This is a genomic window from Nocardia sp. NPDC004168, assembly GCF_040610355.1.
Classification (GTDB): Bacteria; Actinomycetota; Actinomycetes; order Mycobacteriales; family Mycobacteriaceae; genus Nocardia; species Nocardia sichangensis.
Genome location: NZ_JBEXME010000001.1, coordinates 320,276 through 333,144, shown reverse-complemented (window position 1 = coordinate 333,144; position 12,869 = coordinate 320,276). Strand labels below are relative to the sequence as shown.

The following is a 12,869-nucleotide window of genomic DNA, read 5'->3' as shown; positions in this document are numbered from 1 at the left end:
GCCTGCCCTCATGGCCGAGTTCCGGGGTGCGCGCCGCATCGCGGATTCGGTTGAACGACAGTGGTTTCGATCTACCCTGAAGACAGCGCTGACAGCGTGCTACTTCGATGCTGTTGAAGGCTGCTGTCGGACAGTTCTGAGCACGGCCTGCCGTCCCGGCGACGACTTCGCAGCGTGCTCCGCCGTGTCGCGGAAGTCGGCTCCGCGCGGCGCTCTTCGATTCGAGGCCGCCCGGGGAACGCTCGGGTGCGGCCTCGGCGAGATGCCGAGTCAGTGGCGGGATGCGGATGGAACCGAGCGACCCGCCATGATGGAGTCATGTCCCACCAGGCCGGCAAACACGTCACCGAGATCGAGCGCGACGGTCTGCGCATCGTCGTCGACGACCTCACCGGCCCGGAGGTCGCGGCACTGCTCACCGAGCACCTTGCCGAGATGGCCGCGCACTCGCCCGCGGAGAGCATGCACGCGCTGGACCTGGCGGCGCTGCGTCATCCGGACGTCACGTTCTGGACCGCATGGGATGGTGCGGCCCTCGCCGGATGCGCCGCGGTGAAGCGCCTCGACGACGACCACGCCGAGATCAAATCGATGCGCACCGCCGCGACGCACCAACGCCGCGGTATCGCGACCACCCTGCTGCGTCATCTGCTCGCCGAGGCCACCGCGCGCGGCTACCGCCGCCTCAGCCTCGAGACGGGTGCGCATGATTTCTTCCGGCCCGCACGACGGCTCTACGCCGCCCACGGCTTCGCCCACTGCGCGCCGTTCGGTGACTACCGCCCTGATCCACACAGCGTCTTCATGAGCCGTGACCTCTGACGTCAAGCATCGTTCAACGCGCGGGTGAATCCCTCGACGAGCTCGGCGACCTGGTCGTCGGTCATGACGAAGGCCGGGGAGACCTGCATGGCCCCTTGGCCCGCGGCGCGACCGGAGATGCCGTGCGCACGCAACGTCTTGACCAGTCGCGGCCCTTCGGCGGGATCGGTGAGCTGGATGGCCGCGACGGCGCCGAATCCGCTGCGCACCTCGGCGACCCTGGGGTGTTCGGCGAGCACCGACAGCTGATCGTGCAGGCTGGATTCCAGGCGCAAAGCGGCCGCGAGCAGGTCTTCCCGCTCGACGATGTCGAGATTCGCCAACGCGGCGGCCGCCGCGCCCGCGTGGCCACCGTAGGTGTAGCCGTGCCGCCACCAGACGCCGCCCGCGAAGAACGGCTCCGCCACGCGCGGGGCGGCGAATACCGCGCCCATCGGGAGATAGCCGGAGGTCAGTCCCTTCGCGGTGGTCATCAGATCGGGTTCGAGGGCGAGCCGGGACGAGGCGAACCACGCTCCGCCGATGCGGCCGAAACCGGTGACCACCTCGTCGGCGACGAACAGGATGTCGTGGTCCCGGCAGATCCGGCGCACCTCGGCGAGGTAACCCGCCGGTGGCGGATACACACCGCCCGCGCCGATGACGGGTTCGCAGAAGAACGCGGCGATCCGCTCGGCGCCGACTTCCTCGATGAGGGCGAGCAGTGCCTTCGCGTCGTCCCATTCCACGGTGCGCGCCGCGGGCATCAGCTCGCCATAGCCTTCGCGGTTTCCCGGGAGGCCACCGAGCGCGGTGCCACCCACGTGCATGCCGTGATAGGCCATCCGCCGCCCGACCATGATCGTCTTGCCCGGCTGCCCTAGTTCGTGCCAGTAGCGGCGGGCGAGCTTGGTCGCGGTGTCGACGGAGTCGGAGCCGCCCGAGGTGAAGAAGATCTTGCTGCCGGGAACCGGCGCGAGCCCGGCGAGCCGCTCGGCGAGTTCCTGGGTGGCGGGCTCGGTGATGTCGCCGAAATTGGAGTAGTGCGCGATCGTGCGCAGCTGCGCGGCCACCGCGTCGGCGATCTCGCCGCGCCCGTGGCCCACGTTGGCGAACCACAGGCCCGCGGTGGCGTCCAGGTAGCGGTTGCCCGCCCGGTCGAAGACGTAGGCGCCCTCCCCGCGGGCGACCACAAACGCTCCGTCCCGCTCGACGGCGCCCATGTCGGCGAAGCCATGCCATAGCGCGTTCATGTCTTCCACCTTTACCGGTTCCCCGGCCGCGGTCCATACCTTCGAATACCGCGACTGCTCCGCGAACCGGACGCATACACCGCGCGCACCGGCGCTGAACAGCGCATATTCAGGCGTGACACCGCGCCGGTCGCGCACCTCCGGCTTACTCTCGGCTACCGGACGCACCGCCTGGTGGAAAAATCCGCTGGCGGATTTCGCTAGGCTGGTCGATGCAATGACCAGGACAGCCGCCACCGATCTCCGCGACCTTCGCACCCGCCTGGCGAATCTTTCCCTTCGCGACGAACACCGGTTGCGGCGCAGGCTCGACAAAGCGCGCGGCGGCGACCTGGGCGAGGTGGAGACCGAGATCACAGCGGCCGAACTGCGCGTCGCAGCGCGGCGCGCCGCGGTGCCGGAGATCCGCTACCCGGAGCAGCTACCGGTCACCGCCCGCCGCGAGGACATCGCCGCTGCCATCGCCGAGCACCAAGTGGTCATCGTCGCGGGCGAGACCGGCTCCGGCAAGACCACCCAGATCCCGAAGATCTGCCTCGAACTCGGCCGCGGCATCCGCGGCACCATCGGGCACACCCAGCCCCGCAGGCTCGCCGCGCGCACCGTGGCCGAGCGCATCGCCGAGGAGCTGGGTACCGAACTCGGCGACGTGGTCGGCTACACGGTGCGGTTCACCGACCACGCCTCCGAACACACGCTGGTCAAGTTGATGACCGACGGCATCCTGCTCGCGGAGATCCAGCGCGACCGGCTGCTGCGCCGCTACGACACGATCATCATCGATGAGGCGCACGAACGCAGTCTCAACATCGACTTCCTGCTCGGCTACCTCAAACAGCTGCTGCCCCGCAGGCCCGACCTCAAGGTGATCATCACCTCGGCGACCATCGATCCCGAGCTGTTCGCCCGGCATTTCGCGGACGAACATGGCACGCCGGCACCGATCGTCGAGGTCTCCGGGCGCTCGTACCCGGTGGAGATCCGCTACCGGCCGCTCGCGCTGGAGCTGCCGAGCGCCGCCGAGGACGAAGACGACGAAGATACCCGCATCGTCGACCGAGACCCGGTGGACGCCATCGGTGACGCGGTGACCGAACTGTTCGCCGCGGGCGACGGCGACGTGCTGGTATTCCTGTCCGGCGAACGCGAGATCCGCGACACCGCGGACGCGCTGCGCGATCTGAAGCTGCCGCGCACCGAGATCCTTCCGCTGTACGCCCGGCTGTCCACCGCCGAGCAGCACCGCGTGTTCGCCCCGCACACCGGGCGCCGGGTGGTGCTCGCGACGAACGTCGCGGAGACCTCGCTCACGGTGCCAGGGATCCGGTACGTCGTCGACCCGGGCACCGCGCGGATCTCGCGCTATTCCATGCGGACCAAAGTGCAACGGCTGCCGATCGAACCGGTGTCCCAGGCATCGGCGCGGCAGCGATCCGGGCGTTGCGGTCGCGTCGCCGACGGCATCTGCATCCGCCTGTATTCGGAGGACGACTTCGAATCCCGGCCCACCTTCACCGATCCGGAGATTCTGCGCACCAACCTCGCCGCGGTGATCCTGCAGATGACCGCGCTCGGACTCGGTGACATCGAGAACTTCCCGTTCGTGGAGGCGCCGGACCGCCGCGCCATCCGCGACGGCGTCGCCCTGCTCGAGGAGCTCGGCGCACTCGCGCGGCGGGACGGCGGGGCCAGGGCGAGTGGCGACGACGCCGCACTGTCGCTGACGCCGATCGGCCGCGAGATGGCCCAGCTCCCCGTCGATCCCCGGATGGCGCGGATGCTGGTGGAGGCGCAGCGCACCGGGTGCCTGGCCGACGTGCTGGTCATCGTCGCGGCGCTGTCGATCCAGGACGTCCGCGAGCGGCCCGCCGATCAGCAGCAGGCCGCCGACACCAAGCACGCGCGGTTCACCGTCGACGGCTCCGATTTCCTGGCTTACCTGCGCCTGTGGGAATACCTCGGCGGACAGCGCAAGTCGTTGTCGTCCAATCAGTTCCGCCGTCTGTGCCGGGAGGAGTTCCTGCACTACCTGCGGATCCGGGAGTGGCAGGATCTCCACGGGCAGCTGCGCACGATCACCAGGGGCCTCGGCTGGTCGACGCGCGCGGAGAACGCGGAGGACGGCGCGAAACCGGACCGAGCCGAAGCGGCGGCACCGGATCGCAAGTCCGGCAACAGGTCACGCAGGGGTCGCGGCGGCGACGGACGCGCAGGCTCCGAGCCTGGCAGGTCCGCCACCGCGGCCGTCGTGGACGACGGACTCCCCTGGGATGCCACCGCCATCCATCAGGCGCTGCTGGCGGGCATGCTGTCGCACATCGGCGTCCGAGAGGCGGAAACCCGGGAGTTCCTCGGCGCCCGCAACGCCAAGTTCATGATCTTCCCCGGTTCGTCGCTGGCCAAGAAGCCGCCCCGCTGGGTGATGGCGGCCGAACTGGTCGAGACCTCACGGCTGTGGGGGCGGATGGCCGCGAAGATCGAGCCCGAATGGGCCGAGCGGCTGGCGGGCGACCTCGTCAAGCGCACCTACTCCGAACCACACTGGTCGGCCAAGCGAGGCGCGGCGCGCGCCTACGAACGGGTGACGCTGTACGGCATCCCCCTGGTCACCGGCAGGCCCGTGGATTACGGCCGCATCGACCCGGAGCTGTCACGCGAGTTGTTCATCCGCCATGCCCTGGTGCAGGGCGAGTGGCAGACCCGGCACGACTTCTTCCACCGCAATCGCGCGCTGCTGGACGATGTCGCCGACCTGGAGCACCGCGCCCGCCGCCGCGACATCCTGGTCGACGACGAGGTGCTGTTCGAGTTCTACGACAAGCGCCTGCCCGCCGACATCGTCTCGGTGCGGCACTTCGACAGCTGGTGGCGCGCCGCACGCCGGGAGAACCCGGCGCAGCTGGACTTCTCCACCTCCACCGTGGTCAACGAGGGCGCGGCCGCGCTGGACCCGGCGGCGTTCCCCGACTCCTGGCGGCAGGGCGAACTCAGTTTCCCGCTCTCCTACCAGTTCGAACCGGGCAACGAGGACGACGGCGTCACCGTGCGGATCCCGGTGGAACAGCTCGCCCACGTTCGCGCCGTCGGTTTCGACTGGCTGGTGCCGGGCATGCGCGAAGAACTGGCCGCCGCTCTGATCAAGACCTTACCGAAGGCCTTGCGGCGCAGTGTTGTTCCCGCCCCCGATTTCGCGACCGCCGCCTTGGCGGTGCTCACCCCGCGTGCGGAGCCGCTGCGCGCGGGGCTGGCACGCGAGCTGTCCCGGCTGGGTTCGGTGCCGATCGCCCCCACCGACTTCGACACCGCCGCGCTGCCCGACCACCTGCGCATGACCTTCGCGGCCGTCGGCGGCGACGGGGCTACGCTCGCGCGCGGCAAGAGCCTCGCCGCGCTGAAAACGCAGCTGGCCGAACAGGTTTCCGCCTCGGTCGCCCGGGCCACCGCGGGCGCGGAACGCCCTCCGGCCACGGTGTGGACCTCCGAATCGCTCGGCACCATCGCGCCGACGGTGCGGCGCGAGGTGGCGGGCCAGACCGTCACCGGATATCCCGCGCTCGTCGCCGAAGGGGACGGCGTGGCGCTCCGGGTTCTCAGCTCCCCCGCGGAGCAGGCCGCCGCCATGCGCCTCGGCACCAGAGCGTTACTGCTGCACGCACTGCCGACGTCGGTCCGCTCCGCCACCGCGGGCCTGTCGCCCGCGGACCGCCTCGCCCTGAGTCAGAATCCGTACGGCTCGCTGGAGGCGCTGCTCGAGGACTGCCGCGCGGCCGCCGCCGACGAACTGCTCGCGGCCGCGGGCGGGCCGGTGCACGACCCGGCCGAGTTCGACGGGCTCGTCGCCCGGATCCGGCCCGACTTCGCCGCTACCGTCGCTCGTTTCGTGCGCCTGGTCGTGCCGATCCTCGCCGGCGCACACCAGGTCTCCGCGGCGCTGGAGCGAACGAGCGAGCGCGACATCGCCGATGACGTCCGTCATCAGCTCGACAACCTGGTGTTCCGCGGCTTCGTCTCCGAGACGGGCGCGACGAGACTGCGTGAGCTGCCGCGTTATCTCCAAGCCGCGGTGGCGCGACTGGAGGCGCTGCCCGGCTCCGCCGTTCGCGATCGGCAGGGCATGACCGAACTCGATCGGGCGCTTGCCGCCTACGACCGCCTGGTCGCGTCGCTACCGGAGAACCGCAAGCATGCACCCGCGGTCACCGAAATCTGGTGGATGATCGAGGAATTCCGGGTCAGTCTATTCGCGCAGAAGCTCGGCACCCCGTTTCCGGTGTCGGCCAAGCGAATCGAGAAGGCGATCGCCGCTGTGCGGCGCTGAGTCAGTCGGCGGCCGACAACGCTTCCGCACGCGCCCGGCGCATCTCCCTGATCTCGCGTTCGAAGTCGTCGGCCGAGGTGAACGATCGGTAGACCGACGCGAAGCGCAGGTAGGCCACCTCGTCCAGATCCCGCAGCGGGCCGAGAATGGCCAAGCCCACCTCGTGACTCGGCACCTCGGGAGAACCCTTCGCCCGCACCGCGTCTTCCACCTGCTGGGCGAGCAGGTTCAGCGCGTCGTCGTCGACCTCACGGCCTTGGCAGGCCCGGCGCACACCCCGGATGACCTTCTCACGGCTGAACGGCTCGGTGACGCCGCTACGCTTGACCACCGACAGAATGGCCGTCTCCACCGTGGTGAACCGGCGCCCACATTGCGGGCAGGCGCGACGGCGACGGATGGCCGCGCCTTCGTCGGCCTCGCGCGAATCCACCACCCGAGAGTCGGGGTGTCGGCAGTACGGGCAATGCATCCGAGAAATCCTTCGTCGATGCGCGTGCTCGCGTCCGGACCGGGCACCGATCGCGGCGATCGGTCCGGCGAGCCCGTGTACAGAGGTCTATACCCCGGCACCAGGTATTCCTCGTGCGACACGCGGAATACCTGCATAACACTTCGAGGATACCCGTCCGAGTTTCCGATTTGTCGCACTCACCCCGGCTGTCGGACGCTGCTCGGTCATCCGGAGATCTGCCAGTGCGCGGTCAGGTCCGCGAGCAGCTCCGGTAAGCGGGCGGCCAGGCGACCGCGCGCCAGCTTGTTCCAGAACGCCTCGCCGAGGACGGCGCCGGCCGACACGGGATCGGTCTCCATATCGATGTGGCGGGGCACCAGGTCACCGGTGATGTAGTTCCATCGGGTGTCGCGGTCGGCCCAGTTGAAGCCGGGCAACGGGACGCGCAGCGCGAGGCCGCGGCCTCCGACTTCGGCGCTCACTACCGTCGGGGCGAACACGCCTGGCGCGCGAACGCCCGGGACAGCGGGTTTACCCGCGATGGTGCTGACATAGGTGAGCACGCGGCCGATCGGCGCGCGACCCGCCGATGTCTCGTCCCACTGGTCGGCCACGACGTGGTTCTGCTCCCGATCGGTCATCCGGACCAGCGCGTCGATGTAGCCGTCCCGGGCGCCCGAGGCGATCGACCGCCAAGCGGCGTGGATGTCGTCGTCGAGCACACCGGCCGCGTGCATCTCATCGATTCCGCGCATGCCGAGCGCGACGTAGGCCTCGTGCATCGGCACCAGATCCGTGAAAATGTGCTTCTGCATGATCATCAGGCGGGTCTGGTACCAGGCGACGTCCGCCGCGGTCAGCCGAGAACCCTCGGTAGCGAGCAGCCGGATGTCCTCCGGCAGCGCAGCCGCCAGTTCCGGTGGAGTGGCGCGCAGGAGATCGGCGACCGTGTCGCCGATCCGATGGATGCCGGGCAGGTCCAGGACGAAACCCGCGTCGCTCATGTCGAAGAATCCGGAGGCGAACGATCCGCCCGCGATTCCGGCGAGTCCCGCCCAGTAGAACTCCGGGTGCTGGGTGGCCAGCCGCAGGTAGTTGACGTACACCTGATTGAACGTGCGTTCGTTCGCGCGCGGGCCCCGACCGGGATCCCAGGCCGCCAGGTCGATGTCGGCGTTGCGGGTGGCGACCACCAGCCAGTACTGGTGCAGCAGCGTCGCGTATCTGCGCGGCGGCACTCCGTCGGCCCGTGCCTGCCGCAACGCCTCCGCTAGGTCGAATTCGCTCAGCGGGAGAAGCGGATCGAGTCCACCCGGCCCCGCACCGTCGCCATTGACGGACGGGAGATCGAGATACGCCGCGTAGGCGGGCTCCGCCCTGGCGATGGCTGCCGCGCCGAGCCCGAAGACCAGACAAAGGGACAAGGCGGCAACGCGGGTGAAGACGCGAACCGAGCGCCCTGCGGTAAGGAGTGTCATGTGCTGAGAAGTCCCGACATCGTTCGGGCGGCGTCGCCCGGATCACGTTTTCAGCACGGTAGCAACACGTTCTAGTTTTCGATCAACAATTCCGGCCGCCCAGGGTGGCCGATTTCCCTTGTGCTCAGCGCGAATTGCCGCCCATCGGCACGCTCGGGCCATCCACCACGGCCGGCACCGACCGGCCGGACCCACCGCCCCACTCACCCGCGCGGACATGCGACAAAGCGATCAAGCCCACCACCGTCGAAGCGGTGAGCAGGGCGGCGACGGCGAGGGCGGCGAACCCGATCTGCGCCTGCTCGACCCGGCGCATGGGATGTTCGCCACGAGGACGACGCCGCGCGAAAGTGCTTACGCCCCGGCCATAAACGAGCATGCCCGCACCGGGACGCGCGCCGGGTGGACGCCGATCGACCGCGGATCGATGCGCGGGCGTCAGCGTGCGCGGGCGCGCGCCGCCGCACAGCAGCCGCCGAGCACTCTCGTACCCGAGATCATCCTGCGCCGGGGCCGGATCGGCGACGCGGCGCTCGGCTTCGGCCTCCGCCGCAGCGATTGAAGGGGTGACATGGCTGATCGCAGTGCTCATCGGACAAACCTCCGTAGTGGGTGCTCCGTTGCCGGTCGAGCCGTTCGAACACACGTTCCGCGCTCATTCGCTCACATGTTCGAGGAACTGGTGTTCGATTTCTACCACGCCGCGACGACAAAGTCAGCAAGAACACCCGACATGCGTCGAACAGATGTTTGATCCAGCGGCGCTACCGGACTAGATTCGAAGGACCGAAGACACGACAGGCCGAGAAGACACATGCCGGGCGCGGACCGGTCTGGCACAGCAGGAAAGGGCGGTTGCGGTGAGGCAGACGGACGACACGGGTGACGAGACCGAGAGCGGCGCCGACGCGGCGGGTAGCGGGGCGGATCTCACCGTGCGTCAGCGCAAAGTGCTCGAGGTGATCCGCACCTCGGTGAGCGAGCGCGGCTACCCGCCGAGCATCCGGGAGATCGGTGACGCCGTCGGCCTCACGTCCACCTCGTCGGTCGCCCATCAGCTGCGCGCCCTGGAACGCAAGGGCTACCTGCGCCGGGACCCGAATCGCCCGCGTGCCGTGGACGTCAGGGGCCTGGACGAAGTGGTCCGGTCGGTGACCAGCTTGCCGGTCGCCGCGGTCGACGACGGTGAGATCACCGTCGACGTCGACCGTCCCGTCCCCACCTTCGTTCCGGTGCTCGGCCGCATCGCCGCCGGTGGCCCGATCCTGGCCGAGCAGGCCGTGGAGGACGTCTTCCCGCTGCCGCGCGAGCTGGTCGGCGACGGTTCGCTGTTCCTGCTGAAGGTCGTCGGTCAATCCATGATCGACGCGGCGATCTGCGACGGCGACTGGGTGGTCGTGCGGCAGCAGAACGTCGCCGAGAACGGCGACATCGTCGCCGCGATGATCGACGGTGAGGCCACGGTGAAGACCTTCAAGCGCACCGGCAAGGACGTCTGGCTGATGCCGCACAACCCGGTCTTCGAGCCGATCCCCGGCAACGACGCCCAAATTCTGGGCAAGGTCGTCACGGTCATCCGCAAGATCTGACGGCCCGGCGCAACGATCCACCGTCGGCGGGCCGAATGCTCGTCGGCCGGTGGACGTCCGGTACTCACAGCTGATTGCCAGGATGCGCGCAGGAGATTCACCAGGACGCTTGCGAGACTCCTGCGGTGACAGCGATCCCCGCCGAGGCCGCCCTGCCCGATGCGAATCCGATTGCCACCCGTCCCGAGCCGGGCGGATTACCGCCCGCGCGGCTATGGGAGCGCGCAGGGCTGGCGGCATTGCTGCTCGGGACCGCGGCCGCGTACTTGTGGCACATCACGGTCAACGGCATGGGCAACGGCTTCTACGCCGCGGCGGCCTGGTCGGGTGCGCGGGACTGGAAAGCGGTGCTGTTCGGTTCTCTCGACCCGGGCAACTTCATCACGGTGGACAAGCCGCCGGTGTCGCAATGGGTGATGGGTGTTTCGGGGCAGCTGTTCGGATTCGGCAGCGCGAGCATGCTGGTGCCACAGGCGCTGATGGCTGTCGCCGCGGTGGCATTGATGTACGCGATGGTCGCCGGGGCGACGACCAGCCGGGCCGCCGGTCTGCTCGCCGGAGCCGCGCTGGCGGCAACGCCGGTGGTGGCGTTGATGTTCCGGTTCAACAATCCGGATGCCGTGATGGTGCTGCTGATGACCACGGGCGCGTACTGCACGCTTCGGTCGGCGCGGCAGGCGAGCGCGCGCTGGCTGATGCTGGCGGGCGTCGCGCTCGGGTTCGCGTTCCTGGCGAAGATGCTCGAAGGTCTCATGGTGTTGCCCGCCTTGGCGCTCACCTATCTGATCGTCGCGCCGACCTCGGTGCGGAACCGGTTGCTGCACTTGTCGGCCGCCGCGGCGGCACTGGTCGTCTCGTCCGGCTGGTATGTGCTGCTGACGGTGCTGTGGCCCGCCACGGCGCGGCCGTACCTGGCAGGCTCGACGGACAACACGTTCATGGATCTGGTGCTGGGCTACAACGGGTTCGCTCGCTTCCTGGGACAGAACCACCACGGCGGCAACAGATTCGCGCTGCCTCCGGGGTACGAGATGCCTACCTCCGCCGGGCACACCGGCGGCGGGTTCGGCGGTTTCAGCGGACCAGGCCCGGCTCGCCTGTTCACCGGTGAGATCGGTTTCGAGATCTCCTGGCTGCTTCCGGCCGCCCTGCTCGCGTTCGCACTGGTGCTCGTCTCCCGTCGGGGTATGCCACGAACGGACCCGGTTCGTGCGGCCGCGCTGGCGTTCGGGCTGTGGCTGGTCGTCGACGGCGAACGTCGCGGTCTACGACCTCACCGCCCCGGCCTGCGACAGTACACAACCCTCGCCGCCCGCGGCCTGCGCGAAATGACTGGGGACTCCCGCCGTCGCGGCCACCCACCGGTGGCTCTCGTCTGGGACGAGAGGTCAGCTGCCGACGCCGAGCGCGGTCAGGAACACCAGCACGACGGTCGTCACGGCGAAAACGCCGTGCGCCGCGACGACGGCAACGGGAAAGTGCTTTTCGGGCGGTTCGGCCGTTCCCGCGGCGGAGCGGCGTTCGACCGTTCCCGCGGCCGAACGCTCTCGATAGGTGGGAATCCAGCGCACCAACATCGTGAATCCGAGTAGGGCGACCGGAATCAGCAGCACGAAGGCGATCCAGGCCCACGCCGTGTTGTCGACGACGAGGTACACGATCCACACGATCAGTCCGGCCACGGCGAGCAGGAAGTGCCCGAACAATACCGGCGCGGGCAGCTGGGTCGAATTCGGCTGACGCGTGCCGCCCTTGGCGATCCAGGTGCCGAGCAGGAAGAAACCGCCGCCCGCGGTGAGCAGCCAGAAGATCAATGCGGCGATGCCCATGGTGTGCCTCCTGACGTTGGGAAGGGATTCAGCGCTTGAAGCCGCTCGCCTGGGTTGCCTCGTCGGCGACACGTACGCCGTACCGGTAGGCGAGCTTGCCCCCGAGATACCCCGACATCGCCAATGCCACCAGGGCCGCCACCGATAGCGCCAGCGGCCCTGCCGGAACCGCGCGTGTGGTGTCGGCGCCCCGCCGCCAGACGAAACCGACCGCGTAGGCGACGGTGACCAGCAGATTGAGGGTCATGTGCAGCAGGCCGGTGCGGAAGGCGGGCGTACCCGTCGGGATGGCGAGCAGGTCGAGGAACCCGATCGACGCGGCGGCCAAGGCGCCGAGCACGCCGATCGCGATCAGCCACGACGACCCCTTGACCAGGAACTCCGGATCGTCCACCACTCGGGACGCGAGGTCGAACACCAGACTGGCGACCCATGCGCCGATCGGGACGGTGACCAGGATCGGATGGAATGGGTGCCCGTACGGGCCGGCCAGCGCGGCGCTCACCGGCCGCTTCGCCTGCTGCGGATCCTCGGTCATGGCGCACCTCCATCGAGGTCGATCGCCTTCGCATGCGCCGACCGGCCACGGGGCCGACGCTCGGCTACGGTCCGCCGAGTCATTTGACTCCGCCCGCGCAGATGGCCGACGGATTCCACTCTCCTGTATACGGGAATATCGCATCGGATACGGTAGGCCACAAAGTGGATGTACCACCGTACGGAAATTGCACACCTCGTTCGGAAAAGCCGCACCCATCGCCTCGACGCAGAATTGTCGGACGCTTGCACAACTGCGGTTTTCCGGCTTGTGGGACGGCTACTACATCATCGGAAGCATCGGCATCGGCATGCCCGGGAACATGTTGTTCCACATGTCGCGAATCATCCCCATCATCTGATCCAACACTGTAGTTCACCTCCCTTCGGGTGAGATCCGAAATGCGGATCAGCCCGTCGGGCACGATGGCGGGAGGACGCGCCGACACACCGGATGAATCATCCGGGAACGGTTCGGAGTTTCGCCGGACGACTATCGGTGAAATACACGTGTCGCTCCCCGAGGTCGGGCTCGACAGCTATATACAGGATACGCGCACCTAGGTGAGCCAAACACGCCTCGCGGGTCTGCCGAATTCGCGAACCGTCG

The 12,869-nt window shown here is 68.8% G+C and carries 10 protein-coding genes and 1 pseudogene; 5 read left to right on the top strand and 6 right to left on the bottom strand.

Features of this window, described 5'->3' with window-relative positions:
- The first annotated feature begins 318 nt into the window (after nucleotides 1-318).
- Entirely contained in the window at nucleotides 319-822 is a 504-nt protein-coding gene (locus ABZW96_RS01685; protein WP_355070299.1) for a GNAT family N-acetyltransferase, read from the top strand.
- A 2-nt stretch (nucleotides 823-824) separates the two neighbouring features.
- On the opposite strand, the gene ABZW96_RS01680 is transcribed toward ABZW96_RS01685, so the two are convergent.
- Complete coding sequence (locus ABZW96_RS01680) at nucleotides 825-2,054, bottom strand: aminotransferase class III-fold pyridoxal phosphate-dependent enzyme (RefSeq protein WP_355070297.1); 1,230 nt, start codon at nucleotides 2,052-2,054, stop codon at nucleotides 825-827.
- Between the two features lie 217 nt (nucleotides 2,055-2,271).
- Here ABZW96_RS01680 and hrpA point away from each other — a divergent pair, with 217 nt between their 5' ends.
- On the top strand, nucleotides 2,272-6,372 hold the full coding sequence (hrpA, locus tag ABZW96_RS01675) for an ATP-dependent RNA helicase HrpA (RefSeq protein ID WP_355070295.1): 4,101 nt from the start codon (nucleotides 2,272-2,274) through the stop codon (nucleotides 6,370-6,372).
- 1 nt (nucleotide 6,373) lies between these two features.
- On the opposite strand, the gene nrdR is transcribed toward hrpA, so the two are convergent.
- From nrdR to ABZW96_RS01660, 3 genes are all read right to left on the bottom strand, one after another.
- Nucleotides 6,374-6,844: a transcriptional regulator NrdR gene (gene nrdR / locus ABZW96_RS01670; protein WP_355070293.1), complete on the bottom strand. Its 471-nt coding sequence runs from the start codon at nucleotides 6,842-6,844 to the stop codon at nucleotides 6,374-6,376.
- Between the two features lie 206 nt (nucleotides 6,845-7,050).
- Entirely contained in the window at nucleotides 7,051-8,304 is a 1,254-nt protein-coding gene (locus ABZW96_RS01665; protein ID WP_355070291.1) for a hypothetical protein, read from the bottom strand.
- Nucleotides 8,305-8,428: 124 nt separating this feature from the next.
- The gene (locus ABZW96_RS01660; RefSeq protein WP_355070289.1) at nucleotides 8,429-8,896 is read right to left on the bottom strand and encodes a hypothetical protein; all 468 of its coding nucleotides are present in this window, start codon (nucleotides 8,894-8,896) and stop codon (nucleotides 8,429-8,431) included.
- A 343-nt stretch (nucleotides 8,897-9,239) separates the two neighbouring features.
- Here ABZW96_RS01660 and lexA point away from each other — a divergent pair, with 343 nt between their 5' ends.
- Both lexA and ABZW96_RS01650 read left to right on the top strand, forming a co-directional pair.
- Nucleotides 9,240-9,893 (top strand): transcriptional repressor LexA, encoded by a 654-nt coding sequence (gene lexA / locus ABZW96_RS01655; protein WP_355071022.1) that lies wholly within the window; start codon nucleotides 9,240-9,242, stop codon nucleotides 9,891-9,893.
- 170 nt (nucleotides 9,894-10,063) lie between these two features.
- Nucleotides 10,064-11,146: pseudogene (locus ABZW96_RS01650) on the top strand (glycosyltransferase family 39 protein); the annotation flags it as partial.
- A gap of 135 nt (nucleotides 11,147-11,281) precedes the next feature.
- Here ABZW96_RS01650 and ABZW96_RS01645 read toward each other — a convergent pair.
- Both ABZW96_RS01645 and ABZW96_RS01640 read right to left on the bottom strand, forming a co-directional pair.
- Nucleotides 11,282-11,722: a hypothetical protein gene (locus ABZW96_RS01645; protein WP_355070288.1), complete on the bottom strand. Its 441-nt coding sequence runs from the start codon at nucleotides 11,720-11,722 to the stop codon at nucleotides 11,282-11,284.
- A gap of 28 nt (nucleotides 11,723-11,750) precedes the next feature.
- A complete protein-coding gene (locus ABZW96_RS01640; RefSeq protein WP_355070286.1) occupies nucleotides 11,751-12,260 on the bottom strand; it encodes a DUF2231 domain-containing protein in 510 nt (169 codons plus the stop codon).
- A 187-nt stretch (nucleotides 12,261-12,447) separates the two neighbouring features.
- Between ABZW96_RS01640 and ABZW96_RS01635 the strand changes: the two genes are divergently transcribed.
- A complete protein-coding gene (locus tag ABZW96_RS01635; protein ID WP_355070284.1) occupies nucleotides 12,448-12,621 on the top strand; it encodes a hypothetical protein in 174 nt (57 codons plus the stop codon).
- Nucleotides 12,622-12,869 lie beyond the last annotated feature (248 nt).